Here is a 24,267-nt window from a genome sequence, read left to right on the forward strand (position 1 = left end):
CCCATGGAGATACGTCGCTTACCGCCCGCACCTCCGCCACTATGTGCGCATGTCTCCGACCTGGGCCGACGACGTCATCGCCCGCCTCACCGACACCACAAGGTGCCCTGCCTGCGGGGAGCACCTCGCCTCTGTGGTGTGCGCCGCGTGCGGGCTCGACATCTCGGTCCGCGAAGCGCGCGAGGTGTGGCGCCTCTCGGTGGACACGGCGGATCTTCTGCGCGAGCGGGAGACGCTGCTCGACGGCATGCGGCGGACGCAACCCGGGGCGCACCTGGCCGGGCGGGACGACGCCCCGCGGGTAGCTGCCGCTCAGTCGCCCGCGCCGGCCGTATCCGCGCCGTCCGCACCGCGCGTCTCGGCGTCGGTCCCGGATGCGTTCGCCCCGCCGGCATCAGCACCGGCCTCGCAGGCTCCGCACCAGGCAGCGACGGTACTGCCGCCCGTGGACCAGCCCACCCGACCGGACCAGCCCACGCGACCGGACCAGAACGCCGGACCGAGCCAGCCTGCCCAACCAGGCGGCCCGTCCGTCCCGACAGGCCCGGTCGTCGCCACGCCGGCGAAACCGGCCGGCCCAGGCATCTCCCTGCAGCCGATCCTCGCGGGTGCGGGTGCCGCGCTGCTCGCGGTGTCGGCAGTGGTGTTCGTGTTCTTCACGTTCGGCGACAACTTGCTGCTGCGCGCGGTCGTGACGGGGATCGTCACCGCCGCGGCGGTGACGGTCGGGGCCATGCTGCGCCGGGCCGGGTTGCGTACCACCAGCGAGGCGGTGGCTGCGCTGGCGGTGGTGCTGGCGTGGGTGGACGTCGAGCTGGGTCTGCAGGCGGGCCTGCTCGGCGCGCTTGATCCGGCGCTGGCGCGGGCAGTGGTGCTCGCAGTGCTGGCCCCCGGGTTCGTGGCGCTCGGGTCGTGGCTGCGGGTGCGGTCCTGGGTGTCGGCGGGGCTGGTCACGGCGCCCCTGGTGCCGGTGCTGGCGGCGTTCGGTCTGCCCGGGTCGGCTTGGTCGACGTGGTGGTGGGCGATCGGGGTGGGGCTGATGTCGATTGCGGCGTGGGCGGCGCTGCGGACGGCGCCGGTCGTCGGCGCGCGGTCCGGTACGCGGCTCGTCGCCGAGACGTGGGTGCTGCGGGTCGTGCGTGCTGTCGGGTTCCCGCTCGCGCTGGCCGTCTCGTTCGTGGCAGAGCCGGTTCCGCCGTTGAGCGCGGTGGGCGCTACGGCCTTCCTGTGGGCCAGCGTGGTGGTGGTCGCGGCGCTGCTGGGGTACTGGCTGCGGGTCCGGTCGTGGTTCTCTGCCGCCCTGCTCGCCGCCCCGGTGATCCCGGTGCTGGTGGCGGCTGCGCTGCCCGGCTCCGTGTGGTCGGTCTGGTGGTGGGTGCTCGCGCTGCTGGTGGTAGCCCTCGTGGCCTGGGCGGTGCTACGCGTGCTCCCGACGCTCGCCGATCGGCTCGGCGGCCCGGCGACGTTCGAGCTCGAGTCGGGCTTGCTGCGGGTGGTGCGGGCCGCCGGACCGCCGCTGGCCCTCGCCGTCTCGCTCGGGGCGCAGGCCATGCCGCCGCTGACCAGGCTGGGCGCTACGGCGCTCCTGTGGTCCGGCGTTGTGGTGGTCGTGGCGCTGCTGGGGTACTGGCTGCGGGTCCGGTCGTGGACCTCCGCCGCTCTGCTCGCCGCCCCGGTGATCCCGGTGCTTGTGGTCGCGGCGCAGCCCGCCTCGATGTGGGCGGGGTGGTGGGTCCTCGCGTTCGCGCTGGTCGCGCTCGTCGCCTGGGCCGCCGAGCGGGCGCTGGTCGCGTTCACCGATCGGTTCGCCACACAGTTCACCGTCGAGACGCGGGTGCTGCACGTTGTGCGTGCTGCCGGCTTCCCGCTGGCGCTGGCTACCTCGTTCGTCGCGGGGGCGGCGCCCCCGCTGAGCGCCCTGGGTACGACGGCGCTCCTGTGGTCGGCGGTAGTGGTTACCTCGGCCGCACTCGGGGCCCGGCTGCGGGTGCGCTCCTGGGTGTCGGCGGGGTTGCTGTCGGCCCCGGCGATCCCGGTGCTGGTGGCGGTCGCGCTGCCCGGGTCGGCGTGGTCGATGTGGTGGTGGGTGCTCGCGCTGGTGCTGGTCGCCCTGGTGGCGTGGGCGGCGCTGCGGATGCTCCCGGCCGTCACGCGCCGCCTTGCACCGGGCGCCCGTGAGATCGCCCCCGAGGGCGCCCCGGCCTTCGGCGTCGAACAGGGCTTGCTCCGGGTGGTGCGTGCGGCCGGGCTGCCGGCCGCGCTTGCGGCGTCGGCTCTGGCCTCGCTCGCAACGCCGATCGAGCCGCTGACCCGGCTGGGCACCACCACCGTCCTGTGGTCCGCGGTAGCTGTCGCCGGGCTGCTGCTCGGTCATGCGCTGCGCGTCCGGGCGTGGACGTCGGCCGGAGTCCTCGCGGTACCGGGAGTTCCGTTGCTGCTGCTGGGCGCCGTCGCGCTGCCCGACGGTTCGTGGCTGCCCGCGCTGGGGGTCCTCACCGCAGCGCTCATGACGCTGCTCGCGCGCGCCGCGGCCATCGTCTCCGGCCCTCGGATCGGGTCCCGGCTGCAGGCCGAGAGCCGGGTGCTCGACGTCGTGGCCGCGGTGGCGGTGCCGATCGCCGTGCTCCTGGCGTTCGACGCGCGGCAGCCGACCTGGCTGCCCGGGCTGGGCGGCACGGCGGCACTGGTCGCCCTGGCGGCCGTGACCGTAGCGGTGCTGCGGCGGGTCACACACCACCGGCCCTGGACGGTCGTCGGCGGGGTGCTCGCGGTCGCCGCGGGTGGCCTGCTCGGTGTCGAGGCGAGCGTGTCCGTCGCGGGCTGGGTCCCGTTCGGCGCGGCGTGCGCGTGGACGGTGCTCGCGCTCGCGACCGCTCCGCGCCTGCTCAGGCGGGCCGGCCTCGGCTCCGTCCGCGGGGCGCTCGCCCCGGCCACGCGGGACGACCTGCTGCTGAGCGGCTGGATCGTCGCGGCCGTCGCCGCGCTGCCCGCCCTGTTGCTGGTCCTGCGGCGGGTGCCGGACGCGTGGTTCGCCGCCTTGTCGGCGCCCCACCTCGGCTGGACCGTGCCCTCCGGGGCCCTTGTCGCTCCGGGATCGACAGGTCTTATGGTCGGGGCGACCGAGACCCTGGGGAGCCTGCCCTGGGCGCACCTGGGCACCGTCGCGCTCGCGGTAGTCACGCTGCTTGCGGCCAGGCTCGCCCCGCGAGGGCGGGCCGGAGGAGCCGCCCGCCCCGGCCGGCGTACAGAGGCCGTCGCGGCCCCTTGGCTGGTGCTGCTCGCCGCACTCGGGATCGCGCTCGACCCGCGCCTGACCACCGTGGTCTCGCTCGCTGCCCTGGTGGTGCTCGCGTGCACGCTCGTCGCGGCGACGGCGGTCCGGTCGACCGCATGGCGGGGGCTACGGCCGGGCGTCGGGGCCGTGCAGGGCGCGACACGCGCACTGGTCCGCGCCTCGGGGCGCCTGCGTGTGCTCGGCGGCACCCGGATCGCCGGTGCGGACCTGCGCCTCGCCCGGGTAGTGGCGCTGACCGGGGCGGTCGGGGCGACCGGCCTGCTGCTCGTGCTGTCCTGGGTCTCGCGTCCGACGACGGCGGCCGGCGCGCTCGTCGTCTGCGCGCTGCTGCTGTCGTTCCGCGGTGTGCTGCGGCCCGCGACGCACCCCTGGCTGGTCGGCGCGGGGTACGTGTACCCGCTGGTCGTCCTGGGTGTTGTGCTCGGCTGGCTCGACCTGCCGACCGTCGCCGTGATCTGCACGGTCTCGGCGGTCGCCTCGCTCGTGACCATCGTGGTCACCCTCGGTGGACGCACCTCGCGGAACGAGTGGTACGTGGTGCTCGGCGTGACCGCCGGGCCGTTCGCGGCCGGCGTCGTGACCGTGGTGTTCGAGCGCACCTGGTGGTCGGCGGGCGCCGCCGCGGCCATGCTGGCCCTCGAGCTGGTGCTGCTGCTCACGGCCCGCACCGGCCTGGCGGGCGCGGTCCGGTCCGGGGCCGCGTTCCTGCTGCTGCCGACGGCGTCCGTCATGGTCACCAGTGCGGGCGCGATGATCCTGGATGTCTCCGGGTCCCCGTACGTCCTGCCGACCACCGCGCTGTTCGTTTCGGCGGTCGCAGGCGGCGCGGCCCGGATCGCGGAACGGATAACCACCCGGGTGCCGGACGCCGGTCCCGGCCTCGCCGCCGGCGTGCGCCGTGGCCTGGAGCGGTCCGCGCTGCTCACGGGCGCCATCACCATCTTCCTCGCCTACGCGCGACCCGCCGCGGGGCCGGACATCGCGGTCGCGGTGCTGCTGCTGCTCGCAGCCGGCGCCGTGCTTGTCGCCCGGGAGCCGGGCCGCCGGCGCGTCTGGCAGCTTGCCGCCGCACTGGCGCTCGCGGCGCTGTGGACCGCACTGGCCGGTGGCGAGGTGCGGCTGGTCGAGGCGTACACGCTCCCGCCCGCGCTCGGCGCGGTGGTCGTCGGTGCGTTCCTGGCCTGGCGCATCAGCCGCAGGCCCGAGACGACACGGCCCGGCCAGAGTCCGGCCGGGCCGGCGACGCATGCCTGGCGGCTCGCCGCCGTCGGTGCGGGGCTTGCCGTGGTGCCGAGCCTCATCGTCCTGGTGACCCGCACCGAGCCGGCCGACTGGCGCGCGTTCGCGCTGGTGGGCGGCGCTGCGATCGCTCTGGGTGCCGCGTACGCCCTGGGGTGGCCGGGCCTGCGGGAGCGGTTTGCCTTCCTGCGGGACGAGTGGACTCGGCCGGTCCGGCGCGGGCTGGTCGCGGTTGCGGCGCTGGCCGCCCTGGGCGGAGCCGTCGAGTCGCTCCATGTCGCCCGCGAACCGATGCTCTGGCTCGGGTCCAGCGGCGCGACGTCGAGCGACCGCGCTCCCCTGCCCCGCTTGGCGTGGTTGGACGGCGCTCCCCTCGGGGAACCGATCGGCGCCGGCTGGGTGTTCGCCGTCGGCCTCAGCTGGGCCCTCCTGGCCGGTGCGCTCCTGATCGCGGCCGCGATCATGGCCCGCCGCCAGGCGAGCGCACGATCGGCGCTGCTGCTCGACCGCTGGGGCCTGGCGCCCGGCCTGGTGCTCGCGACGCTCGGCGTCGTGGCCAACACCCGGCCCGTGTGGGGCTCGATCGTGGCGCTGCTGGTCCTGGAGCTGGTGCTGCTCGGGGTGCTCGTGCTGGTCACGAGGCGGGTGGGGCGGTCGGTGGTCAGCGCACCGCCGTGGCTGGTCTGGTTGTGCGCCGCCGCCGTCGGGATCGCCGCGTGGTCGCCGCGCGAGCTGCGTGTCGAGGCGTTCTCGGTGCTGCTCGGCGTCGGCCTGATCTGGTCGGGCGCGACCGCGCTGCGCCGCTGGGTGGCGGCAGGCGAGCCCAAGGACGCGGCCGGCACGCTCATGACCTGGCCCGTCGGCTACGGCGGGTCCTGGCGCACCATCGGCTGGGGTCTTGCGGCTCTGGTCGGACCCTCGGTGCTGTCCACGGCGACCGACCCGCTGACGATCCGCGCCTCCTGGGTGGTGCTGGCCGCGCTGGCGGCGGTCCTCGTCGGATCCCGGCTGCGCCTGTCGGCACCGTTCTGGATCGGGGTGTGGACCCTGGCGGTCGAGGTGCTCGTCGTGTTCGCCAAGCTCGGAGTCGGCGTCTCGCCGCTGCCGTGGATCCTGACGCTCGTGCCGGCCGCCGTCGTCCTGCTCATCATCGCCACGCTCGACGAACGGAGGACCTCCGCCTCCGGCGGCACCGCGGCGTACCTGCGCGACCTGCGCTGACCTGGGCCGCGGCGGCCGCGGCCCAGGCGCCCCAGCAGGACGTCAGACCTTGGCGTCCAGCCAGTCCAGCACCGTGGTCAGGTACTTGTCCCGGGCGGGCTTGGGGGACAGCACGAGGTCGTGGGCGCCGCCCTCGATGATCGAGATGTCCACGTCCGGCCCCAGCCCTGGACCGCGCGCGAGCATGTGCGCGACGTCGAGCACCGCGTCCGTGCTGAGCAGCTCGGCGGCCTCGGCGTCGTCGCGCCCCGTGCGGTCGCTGGTGCACATGAGGACCGGGCACTGCACGGACAGCCCGCGCGCGATCTTGCGGTGGCCGCGTCGGATCGCGGCCAGCCACCCGGCGCGGACGGGGAAGCCGGCGTACGGCTTCCACCGCAGGTCGTAGTCCCACTCGCCGCCCGATGCCCGGTTCAGGGCGCGGCCGTACCCCGCCGCCAGCGTGGACACCACGGTGCGCGGCGCTATCCGCCCGAGCACGTAGATTGCCTGGGTGATCGGCCCCCGCTCGAGCCAGGTGCCCCTCAGGTCGAACCAGGGGCTGTTCAGCACCATGGCGGTCACGCGGTCCGGGCGCACGTCGGCGTACAGCGAGGTGATGAGACCGCCCGTGGAGTGCCCCATGAGCACCAGGCCGGTGTGGCCGTCTGCGGTGATGACGTCGACGGCGGCGTCGAGGTCCTCGTAATAGAGCTCCAGCCGGTTGACCATGTTGGTGTCGCCGCCGCCCACGGTCCATGAATCGATGGAGCGGCCGTGCCCGCGTAGGTCGACGGCGTAGAACGGGTACCCCCGACCGGCGACGGCCTCGGCGAGGTGCCGCTGGAAGAAGTAGTCGGTGAACCCGTGCACGTACAGCACCGGCGGCCGCCCGACGCCGGGCGTCGCGCCGTCGTCGGGCGCAGCGCCGTCGAGCGCAGCGCCGTCGTCGGGTGTGTAGCGGACCAGGGTCGCCTCGGCGCCCCCGGGAAGCCGGAGCGTGCGGGCCTCGAAGCCCGCGCCCAGCACGTCCTCGGTCCAGTCGTTCCCGCTGTCGTCCACGTCGCTCCCGTACGTCAGACCTGCGCCGACCGATCGGCGAGCGGCGCGTGCTGCGCCGTCGCCGCCGACCATATACGCAACGGACCCCTAAGCAGCGGCGGCGGCCAGCATCCGCTCACGGCGGAGCGCGGGCAGGAAGCACAGGGCGCCCAGGGTGCTGAACACGCCGCCGAGCACCATGGCGGTCGGTGTGGACAGCGCGCCCGCCGCCCAGCCGAGGGCCGGGGCGCCCAGGGAGTACGCCAGGAACGAGAGCATCGACGCCATCGACAGCACCGTCGAGCGGTTCCGGGCCTCGGCCTCTCGGTGCAGCAGGGTCTGGTAGGCGGGTCCGGACGCACCGTGCAGCCCGTAGGTCACGAAGTACGCAGCGATCAGGCCGACCGGGCCGAGCGCGAGCCCCATCCACACGGCCCCGAGACCGTTCAGGACGCGCGCCACGATCGCCGTGCGGGCCACACCGAGCCGGGGCGTGGCGAGGCCGCTCAGCGCGGCCCCGCCCGCGAACACCGCCCAGCCGACGGCCGCGACCGGGCCGGAGACCGCGGCCGCGGCCTCGGTCCCGCCCAGGAGCTCGGACAGGCGGATCGGCTGGAACGTCTCGTACACCACCATGCCCACGCTCCAGAACACCTCGACCAGCAGCAGCCACCGCAGCACCCGGTTGTCCCGCGCCAGACGCAGGCCGTCGCGGATCACCCCGGGCGCCAGGCGTGCCGACGCGAGCACCCGCCCCGCCACCCCCGCGCCGCTCTTGCCCGACGGCGGCGGGGCCGGCGTCGCTCCGGGCCCGCCTGCTACCGCGCCGCCTGCTACCGCCCCGTCGGTCACGGCGCCGTCGGCAACGGGCGCCAGGGTGCGGGGCACCTCGCGGACCAGGGTGGTCACGACGACCAGATGCACCAGCGAGAGCGCCGCGTACACCGCGTAGGGGAGTGCCATCGCGGACCACGCGTCGAACGGGTGCCACCAGATGAGGCCGCCCGAGACGAGGGCACCGATGGCGATCGAGGCGCCGAGCACGGTGCTCTGCGCGGCCAGCGGCTGATCGACGTCGGCCCCGGGCTCGGTCGCGTGCACCGTGTCGACGAACCAGGCCTCCAGCGGCCCGGAGTCGAGCGCCCGGAAGATGCCGGTGACGGCCGCGGCCAGGGCGAACGTCCAGAAGGTCTGCGCGGTGAGGAACAGGACGGCTGCCGCCACCTGGAAGATCGCGGCCGCGATCAGGACGGGGCGGCGGCCCAGGGCGTCGGCGAGGCCGCTGGTGGGCAGCTCCAGCAGGAACACCGTGAACCCGGTCAGCGACAGCGCGGTGAGCGCCTCGGGCACCGACAGGCCGCGCTCGATCGGCAGCAGCGTCGTCACCGTGACGATCAGCCCGACCGGGAACCACCGGGTCAGGGTCAGCAGCAGAAAGACCTGCCGGGCGCGCTGCGGCGTCAGGGGAGTCATGGTTTCTCCGTCTCGGGGACGTCGTCCGGCTCCAGCGGGAATGCCGCCTGCCAGAAGTGCACGCGGCGAGCGTCGGGGGCGGCGTCGGGGTCGGCATCGCGGTAGCGCTCGAGGACCTCGTCCAGCTCCCTGCGTAGCGCCTGGAGCCGTTCCGGGTTCACGGTCACCCACGCGTCGCCCATGCCCGTGGCGTCCTGCCACTCGCTGGGCCACGCCTCGGCGACGTCGAGCCAGTGCCCGAAGTCGGTGCTGAACAGCCGCAGGTAGTCGCGCTCCAGCCAGCCGAGCGCGGTGGTGGCGTCCTCGTCGTGCGCCAGCTCCGACCGCTCCCAGCTGTGGGAGCTCGTGGCGGCGCGCCACAGGCGCTGCTTGCCCGCGCCCTCGCCGGTGTCCGCGACCAGGCCGACGGACTCGAGCTTGCGCAGGTGATAGCTGGTGGCGCCCGAGTTGGTGCTCAGTGTTGTCGCGAGCGTGGTCGCAGTCGCCGGACCGCCCCGCCGCAGGGTGCCGAGCAGGCGCGAGCGCAGCGGATGGGCGAGGACCTTGACCGCCTCGGGCGTGAGGCGGAAGTCGTCATGGGAAGCGGACATGCGTGCACAATAATCATGCACAACATCTGTGCACAAGAGTTATGCACGCACAATTGCGGCCGGCAGTCAGAGGAGCATGACGACGGCGGTGACCACACCCGCGATGACCACCAGCACCCGGAACACGGTCGGCGGGATCTTGCGGCCGATACGGGCTCCGACGTAGCCGCCCACCAAGGACCCGGCGCCGAGCAGGCCGATCGCCAGCCAGTCGACGTCGGCGGCGAACACGAAGATGACGGTCGCCACGATGTTCGCCGCGAGCAGGGAGATGGTCCTCAGGCCGTTGACAACCTGCACCCGCAGGTCGGTCCCGAGCCCAAGCACGGCGACCATCATGACGCCGGCCCCGGCGCCGAAGTAGCCGCCGTACGCGCCGGTCAGGACCGAGAAGACGGCGGTCACCGGGGACATCTGGTGCCGCAGGCGGGCGGGCTCGTCGCGCGTACGGCGCAGCCACCGGCTGATCCACGGCTGTGCACCGACCAGCAGGCAGGAGGTCAGGATCAGCCAGGGCACCACGGCTTCGAAGACGCTGGACGGGAGCGCGAGCAGCAGGACTGCCCCGCCCACCGCGCCGACCGCGCAGGTCACGAGCACGGCCAGGGTGACGGCCGGGTGCTCGCGCAGCTCCTGGCGGTAGCCGAACGACCCGCTGATGCCGGCGGGCACGAGGCCCACCGTGTTGGACGCGTTCGCGACGACGGGCGGTAGCCCGATCGCGAGCAGCACAGGGAAGCTCAGCAGCGAGGCGACGCCGACGGTCGAGGAGAGGATGCCCGCCCCGAGCCCCGCGCCGAGCACGGCGAGCTGCTCCCAGCCGGTCATCGCTCGTTCTCCCGCAGGAGTGCCACGTCGCTGACCATCTCGACGTGGGCATGCATGGCTGCGGCGGCCGCCTCGGGGTCGCGCTTGCGGATCGCGGCGGCGATGGCCCGGTGCCCCGTGAGGGAGTTGCGTGGCCGCCCGGGCTGGGAGAGGGACTCGATCCGGCTCTCCCGGATCAGGCTGGCGATCTCCCGCATGGTCTGGGACAGCAGCTCGGAGTGCGCTGCCGCCGTGACAGCCGCGTGGAACTGCTCGTCGGCGTCGACCCCGCGCTCGCCGTGCTCGATGGCCGCCTCCATCGCGTCCAGGGACGCGTCGATGGCCGCGAGGTCGTCCTCGGTGCGGCGCTGCGCGGCCAGCGCGGCGATCTTGGTCTCCAGGGCGTCCCGGATGTCGATGATCTCGGGCATCCGGTCGGCGTGCGCGCGGATGGCCTCGACGATGCGGCTCTCGCTGAGCTTGCCGGTCAGCACCGTGCCGTCGCCGTGCCGCACCACGACGACGCCCACCACCTCCAGCGCGACGAGCGCCTGGCTGAGGGTCGCGCGGCTGACACCGAGGCGCGCCGCGAGCTCACGCTCCGGCGGCAGGCGATCCCCTGCGGCAAGCCCGTTCTGCCGGATCCAGGCGGTGATCTGCTCCGCTACCTGCTCGTAGAGGCGGGTGCGGGCCAGCGGCGTCGGCAGTTCGGCGGGAGCCTGAGGAGTCACCCGCCGAGAGTACTTGACTTATCCGGCATTGGACTATTGGCTAGGCCACTGAGCCATCGTGTCTCGTCGGTCAAGGGTGTCCGCCACGATGGAAGAGGAGTTCTCATGGGTCCTGAGTGGATAGCGATCATCGCGCTGGTCGCGTTGTTCGTCGCCGGGACGGTCCTGCCGATCAACATGGGCGCGCTCGCCTATGTCGCGGCCTGGTTCGTCGGCGTCTTCGCCCTGAACATGGATGAGCGGGAGGTGCTGGGTGGCATCAGTGCGGACCTCGTGCTGACCCTCATCGGTGTCACATACCTGTTCTCCATAGCCAAGAACAACGGCACGGTCGACCTCATCGTCTCCAAGGCGGTCCAGGCCGTCGGGGGGCGGGTTGCCCTCATTCCCTGGGTCATGTTCGCCGTCACCGCGCTGCTCACGGCCATGGGCGCGGCCAGCCCGGCGGCCTGCGCCATCATCGGCCCCGTCGCGCTCGGGTTCGCCCGCCGGTACAAGATCAACCCGCTCATGATGGGCATGTTCGTGGTCCACGGTGCCCAGGGCGGCGGGTTCTCCCCGATCAGCATCTACGGCACCATCACCAACTCGGTGATGGCCGACGTCGGCTACGAGGGCACCGCGATGGGCGTGTTCCTCGCGTCGCTCGGGGTCAACACCGCGATGGCCGTGGTCCTGTTCCTCGCGCTCGGCGGGCGCCAGCTGATGCGCGAGCGGGTAGACCCCGCGGACGCCGCCGGCCACGTCGTGGACGACCTGCACACGGGCGGCGCCTCGGTGACCGTCAGCGGTCAGGGTTCCGGGGTCTCGACCACCACGCAGGGTCTCGGCGTCCGCCGCGACCACGTGCTCACCCTGGTCGCCTTCGTGGCCGTCGCCGTGACTGCCCTCGCGTTCGACCAGAACATCGGCTTCGTCTCGATCACCGCCGCGGTCGTGCTGGCCATGCTGTCGCCGCAGCAGCACAAGGACGCCGTCAAGCAGATCGCCTGGCCCACCGTCCTGCTGGTCGCGGGCGTGAGCACCTACGCCACGATCCTCAACGAGGCGGGCTCGCCCGAGTACATCGGCACCTGGGCCGCCGGCCTGGGCATCGCTGCCATCGGTGCGCTGGTGCTCTGCTACGTCGGCGGCATCGTGTCCGCATTCGCGTCGTCGACGGCGCTGCTGCCGGTGATCATCCCGATCGCCGTGCCGCTCATCGCCGGTGGCGGCGTGAGCCCCTGGGCCATGGCCGCGGCCCTGGCGGTCTCCTCCACCATCGTCGATGTCAGCCCCTTCTCCACGAACGGAGCCCTGATGCTCGCCAACCGGCCGGACACGATCTCCGAGCAGGCCTACTACAGGCAGATCCTCAACTACGCCATCATCGTCACCCTCGCGGGGCCGCTGCTGGTGTGGGGCATCCTCGTCCTGCCGGGCTGGTGAGCACCATGACCGGACCCCTTACCGACGTCGTCGTCGTCGACCTCTCCCGGGCCTTGGCCGGGCCGCACGCCACCATGATGCTCGGCGACCTGGGCGCGCGGGTCGTCAAGGTGGAGGTGCCTGAGCGGGGCGACGACACGCGCGGCTGGGGCCCGCCGTTTGTCGGCGAGGAGGGCGCGCGGGAGTCGACGTACTTCCTGTCCGCGAACCGGAACAAGGAGTCGATAGCGCTCGACCTCAAGGCCGACGCCGGTCGGGCGACCCTGCTGGAGCTTGTAGACCGCGCCGACGTGCTCGTGGAGAACTTCCGGCCGGGGGTGCTGGACCGGCTCGGCCTCGGCGTCGACATGCTCCTTGAGCGCAACCCGCGCCTGGTGGTGCTCTCCATCACCGGGTTCGGGCACGACGGTCCCGAGGGTGGCCGCGCCGGGTACGACCAGATCGCCCAGGGCGAGGCCGGTCTGATGTCGTTGACCGGGTCCGGCCCGGACGACCCGCAGCGTGTCGGCGTGCCGATCGGCGACCTGCTCGCCGGGATCTACGGCGCGTACGGCGTGCTCGCGGCGCTGCACGAGCGGCACACGACCGGCGTCGGGCAGGTGGTCCGGACCTCGCTGCTGGCCGCCGTCACCGGCGTGCACGCGTTCCAGGGCACGCGGTGGACGGTCGCCGGGGAGGTGGGACACGCGCAGGGCAACCACCACCCTTCGATAGCGCCGTACGGTCTCTTCCGCTGCCGTGACGGCGCAGTCCAGATAGCGGTCGGCTCCGAGGCGCTGTGGCAGCGGCTCTGCCTGGTCCTCGGGCTCGACGCCGAAGCGGAAGGCATGCGGAGCAACCCCGAGCGGGTCGCCCACCGGGACCAGGTCATCGAGGTGATCGAGGCCGCCTTCGGTGCGTTCGACGCCGACGCGCTGCTGACCCGGCTCACCGACGCCGGCATTCCGGCGGGCCGCGTGCGGACGCTCGACGAGGTGTACGCCTGGGAGCAGACCGCCAGCCAGGGTCTGCTCGTGGACGTGGACCACACGAGCCTCGGCACGGTGACCCTGCCGGGGCCGCCGCTGCGGTTCTTCGACCCGTCCGGGGTCGAGGTCACCCGGCGGGACCACCAGGCGCCGCCGGTGCTCGACGAGCACGCCGCGCGGATCCGGGCCTGGTTGGACGCGTCAGGTCCGGGGGCCGCCGGGCCGGCGGCGGCCGGGCCGGACTCAGGTGGGCCCGAGGCCGGCCGATGACCCGCCGGTGGACCGCACGCGAGCTGCTCGACCTCGTCCTCGACGCGGGCAGCTTCGAGTCCTGGGACGAGCCGATCGACACGTCCGGGCACCCGGCTGCGTACCGGGCCGTGCTCGCGGCCGCCGCGGAAAAGGCCGGCACCGACGAGTCCGTGCTCACCGGCCGTGGCCGCGTCCGGGGGCGGCCCGTGGTGGTCGTCGTGAACGAGTTCCGGTTCCTCGGCGGGTCCATCGGCCGGGCCGCCGCGCGGCGGATCACCGCCGCGATCCGCCGCGCGACGACGGAGCGCCTGCCCGTCCTCGCGACGACGGCGTCCGGCGGCACCCGGATGCAGGAGGGCACACCCGCGTTCCTGAAGATGGTCGAGATCTCCCGCGCCGTCATGGACCACCGCGACGCCGGCCTGCCCTACCTCGTCTACCTGCGCCACCCCACGACCGGCGGGGTGTACGCGTCGTGGGGCTCGCTCGCGCACCTCACGGTCGCTGAGCCCGGGGCGCTCATCGGGTTCCTCGGGCCGCGCGTGGTCGAGGCCCTGACGGGCAAGGCGCTGCCCGACGGCGTGCAGTCTGCCGAGAACCTCGCCGCCAAGGGGGTGCTCGACGGCGTCGTCGCGCCGGAGAACCTGCCCGCGCTGGTGGAGCGGGCGCTCGCGGTGCTCGTCGACCCGCCGTCGCCGTCGACCCTGCCTCGCCGGGAAGGTGAGCCGTCGGGGACGACGTCGGCCTGGAACTCCGTGCAACTCACCCGGGCCGCCGACCGGGTGGGCGTGCGGGACCTGCTGCGATACGGGGCGTCGGGGACCGTGCGGCTGTCCGGTACGGACGAGGGCGAGCGCGACGAGTCGATGCTGGTCGCGCTCACGCGCCTGGACGGGCAGCCGTGCCTGGTCGTGGGCCAGGACCGGACCCGGCAGTCGGACCTGACCCCGATGGGGCCGGCGGCGCTGCGCGTGGCGCGGCGCGCGATGGGGCTGGCCGAGGAGCTGCGCCTGCCGCTGGTCGCGGTGATCGACACGCCCGGGGCCGAGCTGTCGCAGGACGCGGAGGAGGGCGCGTTGGCCGGCGAGATCGCGCGCTGCATGGCGGCGCTGACCCGGATGACGGTGCCGACACTTTCCGTCATCCTGGGCCAGGGCTGCGGCGGCGGGGCGCTCGCGCTGCTGCCGGCGCAGGCAGTGATCGCGGCCGAGCACGCGTGGCTGTCGCCGCTACCGCCTGAGGGGGCGAGCGTCATAGTGCACGGGGACACGGCGCACGCCGCGGAGCTGGCCGAGGCGCAACACATCCGGGCGATAGACCTCCTGGCAGAGGGCGCGGTCCAGCGAGTAATCCCGGAGCATGACCACGACACGGTCCGCGAGATCGCGGAAGCGGTAGCGGCAGAGTGCGCGTCGCTGCTGGCCAGCCTGACCCCGCCCGCTCGTGCGACGGCCCTCCCCTTCGAGTCCTAAGTTCCTCCGCTTTCGAGGGCCCCAAAGCGAAGGAACTTAGGACTCGAAGGGGAGGCGCGGGCGGGCTGGGCTAGCGCGGCTGCTTCTCCAGGGCCTTGCGGACCTGCTGGATCAGGGCGAACACGAGCAGGGCGGCGAAGGTGATCGAGGCGACGTCGTCCGGCATCACCACCGACAGGCTCGCGCCGCCGAACGAGAAGCCGGAGGCCACCAGGCCGATGATCGCGGCCGTTCTCAGGTGGACCAGGCGGTTGCGGGCATTGACCCAGGTGCCCGAGATCGCGGTGGGGATCATCGCGACCAGGGACGTGCCCTTGGCGAGCGCGGGGGCGAAGTCGAACAGGGCGGACAGGCCCGGCACGGCGAGCTGGCCGCCGCCGATGCCGAGCAGGCCCGACGCGACCCCCATGACGAGGCCGAGCCCGATCATCCCCGCGCCGTCGAGCAGGCTGGGCAGGCCCTGGGCGGTGTCGATCTCCGGCCCCTCCCCGAACGCGTCCAGCAGGGACCGCACGATCCCCGCGACGAGCACCGCGACGAACAGCCAGCGCAGCAGGGCCTCGGGGACACGCGCAAGCAGCCGGGCGCCGACCACGGCGCCGAGCACGGACCCCACCACGAGCAGCCCTGCGGCGATCAGGTCCACGGCGTCGTGCGTCAGGTACGGGATGGAGCCGACGATCGCCGCCGGGAGGATCGCGGCGAGCGAGTAGGCGCTCGCCCGACGCTGTGTCAGGCCGCCGAGCGAGGTCAGGAGCGGCACCATCACTATGCCGCCACCCAGCCCGAAGAGCCCCGAGAACGTCCCGCCGACGATCCCGACGAGGACGGCGCGAGATGGGGTCAGGGAGGCGTCAGTCTGCTCGTTCACTCCGCGATGATCTCAGGTGTGCCGCGATCGTCGTCGAGCGGGTCAGTCCGCGGTACTGCCAGATCTCGCGGCTACGCGGCGGAGGTGCCCGTGCCGCGGAGGATGTAGTGGTCGTCGCCGAAGACTGCCGACACCTGGATCTGTCCACCCAGCGCATCGACGTAGCGAGCGATCACGTTGAACGTCGAGACCTCGCCGCGCTCGATCTGTGAGATGCGGCTCTTGGACACGCCCATCCGGTCCGCGACATCGGTCTGGGTCATGCCGAGCGAACGACGCCGTTCCGCGAGGCGATACCCATCGATATATGCCTGCGTCTGCTGACGAGCATCCTCGAGCGCTTCCTCTCCGCCGAGGGACTCGACGATGCCCGGACGGATGTCACTCCACTTGTGGAACGTGCTCATGATCGTCCTCCCTGCGTTGGTGTGCCTTCGACAGCACTTCGCTCCGACAGGTATATCGCGTACAAGCGTTCCGCTTCGGCGATTGCTTCCACATACCAGCGGGACCAGCTTCCTGACTTGTCTCCGCCGGTCAGGAGTATGGCTGCCCGCCATGGATCGAAGACGAACAAGATCCTGACCTCGCTGCGGCCGGACGAGCCTGGTCGCAGCTCCTTGAGATTGTGTAGTTGTGAGCCCTCGATCCTGTCGACGAGCGGGCGCCCGAGCCGGGGCCGACCTGCGCGAGCCGATCGATGGCAACTGTGATGAGTTCTTTCGACGGAGCGTCCATGGTGTGAAACCACCCAAGAAACTCGTCGGTGACCCTGATCTCCCATTCGTCTTTCTCCACTGTGACAAGTTTAGTAAAACCTCCACCTGTCCGCATGGTCAAGAGTGATGAGTCGGGTCAGCCCGATGTTGTGGTGCTCAGGTGCGCCGCGATGATCCGCGCGCAGTCCATCGACTCGGTGTGCGTGGTGTCGACCTCCAGGTCGTAGCGGACGCCGTCGTGCACGAGTCCAGCCTGCTTCGCGGCCATGCCCGCGACCCGGTCGCCGCGGGCCGCCTCCCGCTCCTCTGCGACCTCGGCGTCGCAGCGCACACCGACCCAGAGCGTCGGCACGTCGCCCAGTGCGTCGAGCCAGTGTCGCTGCGACCCGGCGCCCCCGAGAAACACGTCGTCGATCACGAGGTGCGCGCCCGCGCGTGCCATGGCGACCAGTCCGGCGATCCAGGCGTCTTCCAACGCCCTGAACTCCTGCCCGACGGCGACGCCACCGTCGTCCGCGAACTCGATCCCGTCGCCGCCGGCCGTCAGCCGAGCAGGCATCGCGTCGACGAGGGTGTCGACGCTGAACGACAGCCAGGCGCCGGGCAGGACGTCCTGGAGGGAGCGCGCGATCGCGGACTTCCCGGAGCTGGACCCGCCGTTGAGAACGATGACCTGGGTGTTCATGGCGCAACGGTACGAGTGTCGGTGGTGCGCGCTACAGTGGAATACAAGTTGAGCGGAATAGACTCAACTTTGTCCTCGTTCTATCTGTGCAGACTTCAGCACCCCCGGAGGCTCCATGGACACCAAGTTCACGACCATGTCGCAGCAGGCGATCGGCGACGCGATCCAGTCGGCGTCGGCCGCAGGCAACCCGCAGCTCGAGCCGGTCCACCTGCTCGCATCGCTGCTCCAGCAGGAACGCGGCGTCGCCGTCGGGCTGCTCGACGCCGTCGGCGCGAACGCGCAGGCCATCGGCCAGCAGGTGCGCGCGGCCCTGGTCGCGCTGCCCCAGACCAGCGGATCGAGCACGGCCCAGCCGAGCGCCAGCCGCGCCACGGCCACCGTCCTGGACCTGGCGGCCAAGGAGGCGCAGGGCCTGGGCGACGAGTACGTCTCCACCGAGCACCTGCTCGTCGCCATCGCAGCGGGCCAGTCGACGGCAGCCCGGATCCTGACCAGCGCGGGGGCCTCGGCCGACGCGCTGCGCGCCGCCCTGCCCAACGTCCGGGGGTCCGGCCGGGTCACCAGCCCCAACCCGGAGGGCACGTACAAGGCCCTGGAGCAGTACGGCACCGACCTGACGCAGCAGGCGCGCGACGGCAAGCTGGACCCGGTGATCGGCCGCGACGCCGAGATCCGTCGTGTGGTCCAGGTGCTGAGCCGCCGCACCAAGAACAACCCGGTGCTCATCGGCGAGCCCGGTGTGGGCAAGACGGCCGTCGTCGAAGGGCTGGCCCAGCGGATCGTCGCGGGCGACGTGCCCGAGTCCCTCAAGGGCAAGCGCCTGGTCGCCCTCGACCTGGCCTCGATGGTGGCCGGCGCCAAGTACCGCGGGGAGTTCGAGGAGCGCCTCAAGGCCGTCCTGGGAGAGATCACGGCGTCCGACGGCGAAGTGGTCACCTTCATCGACGAGCTGCACACGGTCGTCGGCGCGGGTGCCGGTGGTGACGGCGCGATGGACGCCGGCAACATGCTCAAGCCCATGCTCGCGCGCGGCGAGCTGCGCCTCGTGGGCGCCACCACGCTCGACGAGTACCGCCAGCACATCGAGAAGGACCCGGCCCTGGAACGCCGCTTCCAGCAGGTCTTTGTGGGCGAGCCCTCGGTCGAGGACACGGTGGCGATCCTGCGTGGGCTCAAGGAGCGCTACGAGGCGCACCACAAGGTGACCATCGCCGACTCCGCGCTCGTAGCCGCCGCATCGCTCTCCGACCGGTACATCCCCGGGCGGCAGCTCCCCGACAAGGCGATCGACCTGGTCGACGAGGCCGCGTCCCGCCTGCGCATGGAGCTCGACTCCTCCCCGATCGAGATCGACGAGCTGCAACGCGCCGTCACCCGCCTGGAGATGGAAGAGGTGGTGCTCTCCGAGTCCGAGGACGCCGCTTCCAAGGACCGCCTTGACCGGCTCCGGGCCGACCTCGCCGACCGGCGCGAGCAGCTCGCCGCGCTCACCTCGCGATGGGAGTCCGAGAAGGCCGGACACAACCGGGTCGGTGACCTCCGCGCACACCTCGACGAGCTGCGCACCGACGCCGAGCGCAAGCTCCGCGAGGGCGACCTCGAAGGCGCCGCGCGCATCCAGTACGGCGAGATCCCGGTAGTGGAGAAGGAGCTCGTGGCGGCAGAGGAGGCGGAGGCCGGCTCCGACGACGAGCCCGACGGTCTCGGCCCGGAGAACACCGAGCCGCCGATGATCGCCGACAAGGTCGGCGCCGACGAGATCGCCGAGGTCGTCGCCGCTTGGACCGGCATCCCCGCCGGACGGCTGCTGCAGGGCGAGTCCGAGAAGCTCCTGCACATGGAGGACCTCATCGGCGAACGCCTCATCGGCCAGCAGGCCGCCGTGGCCGCGGTGTCCGACGCCGTCCGGCGCAACCGGGCCGGCGTCTCCGACCCCGACCGGCCCACCGGGTCGTTCCTGTTCCTCGGCCCCACGGGAGTGGGCAAGACCGAGCTGGCCAAGGCGCTCGCGGACTTCCTGTTCGACGACGAGCGCGCCATGGTGCGCATCGACATGTCCGAGTACGGGGAGAAGCACTCGGTGTCCCGGCTCGTCGGCGCGCCTCCGGGCTACGTCGGGTACGAGGAGGGCGGTCAGCTCACGGAGGCAGTCCGGCGTCGGCCCTACTCGGTGGTGCTGCTCGACGAGGTCGAGAAGGCGCACCCGGAGGTCTTCGATGTCCTGCTCCAGGTGCTCGACGACGGCCGCCTCACCGACGGCCAGGGTCGCACCGTGGACTTCCGCAACACGATCCTGGTGCTGACCTCGAACCTCGGCTCGCAGTTCCTCGTGGAACCGATGCTGTCCGACGAGGAGCGGCGTGAGTCGGTGATGACCGCCGTGCGTGCCGCGTTCAAGCCGGAGTTCCTCAACCGGCTGGACGACGTGGTCGTCTTCGACGCGCTCACGCTGGACGAGCTCGGCAGCATCGTGGAGCTCCAGGTCGGCGCCTTCGCGAAGCGGCTCGAGGACCGGCGCATCACGCTCGACGTGACGGCGGCAGCGCGCGAGTGGCTCGCCCTGGAGGGCTTCGACCCTGCGTACGGTGCCCGGCCGCTGCGCCGCCTGGTGCAGCGCGAGATCGGCGACCGCCTCGCGCGGCTGCTGCTCACGGGTGAGGTGTCCGACGGCGACACGGTGGTCGTGGACCGCGCGGACGACAAGGGCCTGACCCTCGAACGCCGGGTGCTGACCGGCTGAGCCGGCTGAGCCGGTGGTCCCGTGTACGTCAGACGGCGTACACGGGACTACGTCGAAAAGTCGATTTCATTCCAGCGACCGGCCTGCGATCCTGTCAGGTACGAGAGTGCGGGCAGACGGTCAGGGAGGGCCCGGTGCTGCGGTTCCATTTCACTGCGGATGATCTAGCGCGGGTCCGGATATCGCCGGGCCCCGACCCCATGTGGGAGACGCTGCTCAGCGCCCACGTGGTGAACCAGCGTTCGGGCGCGGTGCTGCTCGGGACCTGGCGCGAGCGAGTGCTGTCCGGGCTGCCGCCCGCGGCACGCATGCTGCTGCGCCTGACGCCGCCGCGCGGCTACTCGCCGGACTTCCTCACGCCCGCGACCGGCACGGACGACTTCGAGGCCGGGCTCGACGCGGTGCTGTCCACGCCCAGGGCGCGGCTGCGGCACGACATGTCGGAGCTGGCGCGGGGCCACAAGCCGCGCGTCTGGATGCGCGACCTGGCCGACGGCTCCGCTCCGGCGCTGCGCGGGCTCGGCGTCGCGATGCGCAGCTACTACGAGCTGGCGGTGGCGCCCTACTGGGGCGACGTCCGCGCCGCAGTCGACCTCGACCGTGCGGCCCGCACCCGCGCCTGGTTGGAGGGCGGGACCGAGCACGCGCTACGGACCCTGCACCCGACGATCCAGTGGCAGCACCCCGTGCTGTCGGTGTCGACCACCGCCGACCGGGACGTCGACCTGGCCGGCCGCGGCCTGCTGATCGTCCCGTCGTACTTCTGCGTGCGGGCTCCGATCACGCTCGCGGACGCCGACCTGCCGCCCGTGCTTCTCTACCCGATCGTGCGCAGGCACGCGGGGACGGAGCGCGGCCTCGAGACCAGGTCGGACGGCGGCCGCCAGCTCACCGCACTCCTCGGCCGCACCCGGGCCGCGGTGCTGCGTGCGCTCGGCACCGGTGCTACGACCAGCGAGCTGGCGCAGCGGCTGGAGATCTCGCCCGCGTCCGCCTCGGAGCACGCCACGGTGCTGCGCAACGCGGGGCTCATCGCCAGCGGCCGTGACCGCAACACGGTGATCCACGCGTTGACCCCGCTGGGCCAGACCCTGCTGGACAGCTGCGTCGGGCGGGTGCCGGCCCCGACGTCGGCTACTGCAGGAGATCTTGCGTGATCGCCTCGTCGGTGGTTGCGAGGCACAGGCCGACGCGGTCGCCGTCGGCCCACGACGCCTCGCTGGGGCCCCAGACCACGTAGCTCACGGAGCCTGCCACCGGGCTGGTGCGCGCGGTCGGGCCGAGCTGCTGGGTGCCGCACACCTGCGCGATGCGCGAGTCGACCGCGTCCCGGCCGGGCCAGACGGCGGCCTCGGCGAAGTCGGTCCGGCCCACCACCTGCGCGGTGTGCGAGGCGTCGCAGGGGACGGCGAGCACCTCGGAGACCTCGCCGTCGTCGGGAACGCTCTCCACGCACGATCCGAGCACCAGCTGCAGCGGGTGGACCTCCTGGGGTTCCGCGATCATCGTCGGGATCGGCTCCCACTGCTGCCGGTTGACGACGTTCACGACGACGGCGATGACCGCCACCAGGGCCACGACGGCCAGCACCGCCCCGGTGATCAGGGTGAACCGGCGGCGCTTGGCGGCCTCGTCGGCAGGAGTCGGCGGGCGCCAGCCGGCGTAGGAGGTCTCGGGCGCGTAGTCGTTCACGGCCGGGAACGTCTGCGCAGACGTGCCGCGCGATACCGGGAACGGCGACGGCGGTGGCGCGGCGGGCGGGTTCTGCACCGGGATACCGGCGTGGTGCTGCGGGGGCGCGGTGGGGGTCGGGAACGGGCTCGGCGGCTCGGCGACGGGCGGGATGTGCGTGGCGGGCGGCGCGAAGAGCTCCGCCTCCGCCTTTGCCGCCCTCGCCGCCTCCGCCTTCGCGTGAGCGGCGGCCTCCTCTTCCGTCAGCGGCTCGCTGACCCGCTCGGCGGCCCTGTTCTGGGCGTCGGTAGCGTCCTCGGTCTTCTGCCCCGCGGCGGCCTCGCCGGCAACCGTGCGCGGCCCCAGCGCCTTCTTGTGCGCCGCGGAGATCGCGGCGAACGAGAGGGCCTTGAAGTCGAACGACTCGTCGACGACCGGGGCCTTCTTGCTCGACGACGACTTCGGCGTGCCGTTGTCAGCGCTGTCCGCCTCTGCCTCGGTCGGTTCCGGTGGGCTCGCGGGCTCGGCGGGCGTCGTGTCGGAGGTCGGCGCTGGCGCCGGGGCCGGAGCGGCCGGGGCCGGAGCCGCCGGGCTCGGAGCCGCCGGCTTCGACCGCGCGGGCGCGACGATGCGGATCTCTTCGGTCGGCGCCTCGTAGCGCTTCGGCCGGCGCGGAAGACCGGGCGTGGCCTCGACGGGCTCGATGTCGGCTGCTTCGTCGGGCGCCTCCGTCCGCGCCACCGGGGTGTCCGCAGCAGGCGCCGCTGGATCTGCGGCACCTGACTTTGCAGCCACCGGCTTTGCAGCTTCAGGTGCCGACTTCGGCGCTGGCTTGGGCGACCTCGACCTCGGCTTCGGCGCCGCTGCCTTGGTCGCGGCCCCAGCTGCGGTCTCGGCTGCAGGGGCTGCGGCACCGGCAGGTACACCGTTGGCCGCCTGGACCTTGTCGGTCGCAGTGGCCTCGTCGGCCACCTTGACCTCATCCGCCTTGGGCTCCGACGCGGCCGACGGCACCGGCGCGTCCACGCCGTCGGCACCTGCCGCGGCCTGCGGACCGTCGTCCCCGACGGACGCGTCTTCGGCGGCTGGATCCTCGGTCAGCGCCTCCGCGCTGGGCACGGACTCGATGACCGGGGCCGCGGGCTCACCGGCGTCGGCCGCGTCGTCGGCCTGTCCGGAGATCTCCGGGCCGCCGTCGGTGTCGCCGACGACGGTGTCAGCGGTGTTCTGCTCCGACTTGACCGCGGACGCCTTCTCGACAGGATCCGCGGCAGAGGCCCCGGCAACTTCATTGGCCGGGGACTGGTCGGGCTTCGACGTCATGCAGGTTAACTTACCGACATTCGGCTACGACCTAACCACCAGGACGGTGTGCGCGGTCGCCGTGCCTCATTTATGGACAATTTCACCCGATCATTTCCCCATCGCGCAGGGAACCCTCGCGACGGGCCTCCCGTAGGGGTCGTCAGTCGGCCAGATCGACGAGCACGGGGACGTGGTCGGAGGCGCCCGTGCCCTTGCGTTCGTCCCGGTCGATCACGGCACCGGACGCGCGGCCTGCGAGCGCGGGAGACGCCCAGCAGAAGTCGATCCGCAGCCCCTTGTTCCGCGGAAAGGCGAGCTGCTGGTAGTCCCAATAGGTACCGCTCTGAGCCTCTGACCTGCATCGGAGCCCCCGAACGGCCCTGGAATTACACACCAGTTACACCAAACATCTTGTCCACCGCAGCCCGAGCCCGCTCGTCACTGCCCTTCATCAGGTGCGTGTACGTCCGCAGGGTGAAGCCCGGGTCAGCGTGACCGAGGTACTCCGCAAGGGCCTTGACCGACTCGCCATGGTGCAGCAGGGCACTCGCGTAGGTGTGCCGCAAGACGTGACAGCCGTTCGCCGCCGTGTCCGGGACCTTCGCCGCGCGCAGCGCCCGCTTCCATGTTCCGTTGAAACTCTGGAACGCGGGCGGGATGCCGTACTGGCTCGTCACGAGCAGGTTCGCGGTCACCTCCTTGCCGCCTTCCTTCTTCCACGGCAACGTGACCAGGACCGGCCGGAACTTCTTCACGTGCAGCTCGACGGCCTCCCGCACGGACTGAGCCACCGGGACCTCACGCACCTTGTCGTACTTCGGCAGGTCGAAATACTTCGCACCGTCCACCACCTTGACCTGACGCTGCACCCGGACCATGCCCCGCTTGAAGTCGAAGTCATCGAGCGAGAGTCCGAAAATCTCGCCCTGCCGCAGCCCGAGCCCTGCACCGAGCGCCACGACCACCTTGTACCGCTCGAAGATCTTGGTCTTAACCGTCTCGACCGTGGTGCTCTCCCACGGGATAACCCGCTTTGGCTCCGCCTTCGGCACGGTGACTGACTTCGCCTTGCACGGGTTCTTCCGGATCAGCCCGTCATCCACAGCCGACGCCAGGATGGAAGACACGTGCACGAAGATCACTTGACGGCTCGACCCAGCAAGTTTGTCCTCAAGCCCCTTCAGCCAGCCCTGCACCGTCAGCGGCTTGATTGCGTCCAAGGTCTTGTCACCGAGTACCGGCAACACATGCAGGTCGAGCCTGCTCACGACGTGCTGCCGCGTGTTCGGGTCGAACGTTCGAGCAGCCAGCCACTCAGCCGTGTACGCGCGGAACGTGATCTTGCCAGCGTTCGCGGCGATGTACTCGCCCCGGAGTTTGTCACCCTCCATCTCGATGACGTGGTTCTCGGCGTCGGTCTTCTTCGTGAACGACTTCGAGGGCTGCTTTTCGGTACCCGGCTCACGCCAGCGAGCGAGGTAGAAGGTCGTGACCTTGCCGTTCTTGTTCTTGCGGGTGCGCTTCTCTACGGAGCCCATCAGGCCGCCTCAGTGTCGGCCTGCGCAAGGAGCCAGGCGCGCACGACGGCAGGGTTGTAGCGCAGGTAACGGCCGACGCGGTAGGCGGCCGGGCCGGTGCTCATGGTGCGCCACCGGTACAGCGTGGCGACGCTGGGCAGACGGAGGAAGTCTGCCGTCTCTTCGACGGTCCACAGTTCGTCGATACGCGGGACCGCGTTGGATTCCTTGTCACGTCGATTCGTGTTCCTCATGACCCT

At 72.2% G+C, this 24,267-nt stretch carries 19 protein-coding genes; 6 read left to right on the top strand and 13 right to left on the bottom strand.

Features of this window, described 5'->3' with window-relative positions; all coding sequences use genetic code 11:
• Positions 1 to 49: 49 nt before the first annotated feature.
• Positions 50 to 5,755: an SCO7613 C-terminal domain-containing membrane protein gene (locus AB1046_RS17520; protein WP_369370573.1), complete on the top strand. Its 5,706-nt coding sequence runs from the start codon at positions 50 to 52 to the stop codon at positions 5,753 to 5,755.
• 42 nt (positions 5,756 to 5,797) lie between these two features.
• On the opposite strand, the gene AB1046_RS17525 is transcribed toward AB1046_RS17520, so the two are convergent.
• The 5 genes from AB1046_RS17525 to AB1046_RS17545 all read right to left on the bottom strand — a co-directional run bounded on the left by AB1046_RS17525 (position 5,798) and on the right by AB1046_RS17545 (position 10,376).
• On the bottom strand, positions 5,798 to 6,796 hold the full coding sequence (locus tag AB1046_RS17525; RefSeq protein ID WP_369370574.1) for an alpha/beta hydrolase: 999 nt from the start codon (positions 6,794 to 6,796) through the stop codon (positions 5,798 to 5,800).
• An 87-nt stretch (positions 6,797 to 6,883) separates the two neighbouring features.
• On the bottom strand, positions 6,884 to 8,248 hold the full coding sequence (locus AB1046_RS17530; RefSeq protein ID WP_369370575.1) for an MFS transporter: 1,365 nt from the start codon (positions 8,246 to 8,248) through the stop codon (positions 6,884 to 6,886).
• On the bottom strand, positions 8,245 to 8,838 hold the full coding sequence (locus AB1046_RS17535; RefSeq protein ID WP_369370576.1) for a winged helix-turn-helix domain-containing protein: 594 nt from the start codon (positions 8,836 to 8,838) through the stop codon (positions 8,245 to 8,247). Before AB1046_RS17535 ends, AB1046_RS17530 begins: the two co-directional genes overlap by 4 nt.
• A gap of 66 nt (positions 8,839 to 8,904) precedes the next feature.
• Entirely contained in the window at positions 8,905 to 9,666 is a 762-nt protein-coding gene (locus AB1046_RS17540; RefSeq protein ID WP_369370577.1) for a sulfite exporter TauE/SafE family protein, read from the bottom strand.
• The gene (locus AB1046_RS17545) at positions 9,663 to 10,376 is read right to left on the bottom strand and encodes a FadR/GntR family transcriptional regulator (RefSeq protein WP_369370578.1); all 714 of its coding nucleotides are present in this window, start codon (positions 10,374 to 10,376) and stop codon (positions 9,663 to 9,665) included. The genes AB1046_RS17540 and AB1046_RS17545 overlap by 4 nt, the downstream gene beginning before the upstream one ends.
• Positions 10,377 to 10,481: 105 nt before the next feature.
• Between AB1046_RS17545 and AB1046_RS17550 the strand changes: the two genes are divergently transcribed.
• From AB1046_RS17550 to AB1046_RS17560, 3 genes are read left to right on the top strand one after another with little or no spacing between them, the layout of a single operon-like run.
• Positions 10,482 to 11,804: an SLC13 family permease gene (locus tag AB1046_RS17550; RefSeq protein WP_369370579.1), complete on the top strand. Its 1,323-nt coding sequence runs from the start codon at positions 10,482 to 10,484 to the stop codon at positions 11,802 to 11,804.
• 5 nt (positions 11,805 to 11,809) lie between these two features.
• Entirely contained in the window at positions 11,810 to 13,042 is a 1,233-nt protein-coding gene (locus AB1046_RS17555; RefSeq protein WP_369370580.1) for a CaiB/BaiF CoA transferase family protein, read from the top strand.
• A complete protein-coding gene (locus AB1046_RS17560; protein ID WP_369370581.1) occupies positions 13,039 to 14,496 on the top strand; it encodes a carboxyl transferase domain-containing protein in 1,458 nt (485 codons plus the stop codon). Before AB1046_RS17555 ends, AB1046_RS17560 begins: the two co-directional genes overlap by 4 nt.
• A 70-nt stretch (positions 14,497 to 14,566) precedes the next feature.
• Here AB1046_RS17560 and AB1046_RS17565 read toward each other — a convergent pair whose 3' ends face one another.
• From AB1046_RS17565 to cpt, 4 genes are all read right to left on the bottom strand, one after another.
• Complete coding sequence (locus tag AB1046_RS17565; RefSeq protein WP_369370582.1) at positions 14,567 to 15,367, bottom strand: sulfite exporter TauE/SafE family protein; 801 nt, start codon at positions 15,365 to 15,367, stop codon at positions 14,567 to 14,569.
• Positions 15,368 to 15,438: 71 nt separating this feature from the next.
• On the bottom strand, positions 15,439 to 15,774 hold the full coding sequence (locus AB1046_RS17570; protein ID WP_369370583.1) for a helix-turn-helix domain-containing protein: 336 nt from the start codon (positions 15,772 to 15,774) through the stop codon (positions 15,439 to 15,441).
• Entirely contained in the window at positions 15,771 to 16,151 is a 381-nt protein-coding gene (locus AB1046_RS17575) for a type II toxin-antitoxin system RelE/ParE family toxin (protein ID WP_369370584.1), read from the bottom strand. Before AB1046_RS17575 ends, AB1046_RS17570 begins: the two co-directional genes overlap by 4 nt.
• A 71-nt stretch (positions 16,152 to 16,222) precedes the next feature.
• A complete protein-coding gene (cpt, locus tag AB1046_RS17580; protein WP_369370585.1) occupies positions 16,223 to 16,771 on the bottom strand; it encodes a chloramphenicol phosphotransferase CPT in 549 nt (182 codons plus the stop codon).
• 115 nt (positions 16,772 to 16,886) lie between these two features.
• Here cpt and clpB point away from each other — a divergent pair, with 115 nt between their 5' ends.
• Positions 16,887 to 19,514, top strand: a complete 2,628-nt coding sequence (clpB, locus tag AB1046_RS17585; protein ID WP_369370586.1) for an ATP-dependent chaperone ClpB — start codon at positions 16,887 to 16,889, stop codon at positions 19,512 to 19,514.
• 134 nt (positions 19,515 to 19,648) lie between these two features.
• Positions 19,649 to 20,671, top strand: a complete 1,023-nt coding sequence (locus AB1046_RS17590; protein WP_369370587.1) for an ArsR/SmtB family transcription factor — start codon at positions 19,649 to 19,651, stop codon at positions 20,669 to 20,671.
• Here the strand turns inward: AB1046_RS17590 and AB1046_RS17595 are convergent.
• The 4 genes from AB1046_RS17595 to AB1046_RS17610 all read right to left on the bottom strand — a co-directional run bounded on the left by AB1046_RS17595 (position 20,649) and on the right by AB1046_RS17610 (position 24,261).
• Positions 20,649 to 22,508 (bottom strand): septum formation family protein, encoded by a 1,860-nt coding sequence (locus tag AB1046_RS17595; protein ID WP_369370588.1) that lies wholly within the window; start codon positions 22,506 to 22,508, stop codon positions 20,649 to 20,651. The two genes, AB1046_RS17590 and AB1046_RS17595, sit on opposite strands and share 23 nt — an antisense overlap.
• A gap of 142 nt (positions 22,509 to 22,650) precedes the next feature.
• On the bottom strand, positions 22,651 to 22,887 hold the full coding sequence (locus AB1046_RS17600; RefSeq protein ID WP_369375756.1) for an endonuclease/exonuclease/phosphatase family protein: 237 nt from the start codon (positions 22,885 to 22,887) through the stop codon (positions 22,651 to 22,653).
• Positions 22,877 to 24,028 (bottom strand): tyrosine-type recombinase/integrase, encoded by a 1,152-nt coding sequence (locus tag AB1046_RS17605; RefSeq protein ID WP_369370589.1) that lies wholly within the window; start codon positions 24,026 to 24,028, stop codon positions 22,877 to 22,879. Before AB1046_RS17605 ends, AB1046_RS17600 begins: the two co-directional genes overlap by 11 nt.
• The gene (locus AB1046_RS17610; protein ID WP_369370590.1) at positions 24,028 to 24,261 is read right to left on the bottom strand and encodes a helix-turn-helix transcriptional regulator; all 234 of its coding nucleotides are present in this window, start codon (positions 24,259 to 24,261) and stop codon (positions 24,028 to 24,030) included. The genes AB1046_RS17605 and AB1046_RS17610 overlap by 1 nt, the downstream gene beginning before the upstream one ends.
• Between the last annotated feature and the right edge of the window lie 6 nt (positions 24,262 to 24,267).

This window comes from Promicromonospora sp. Populi (assembly GCF_041081105.1).
Lineage (GTDB): Bacteria > Actinomycetota > Actinomycetes > Actinomycetales > Cellulomonadaceae > Promicromonospora.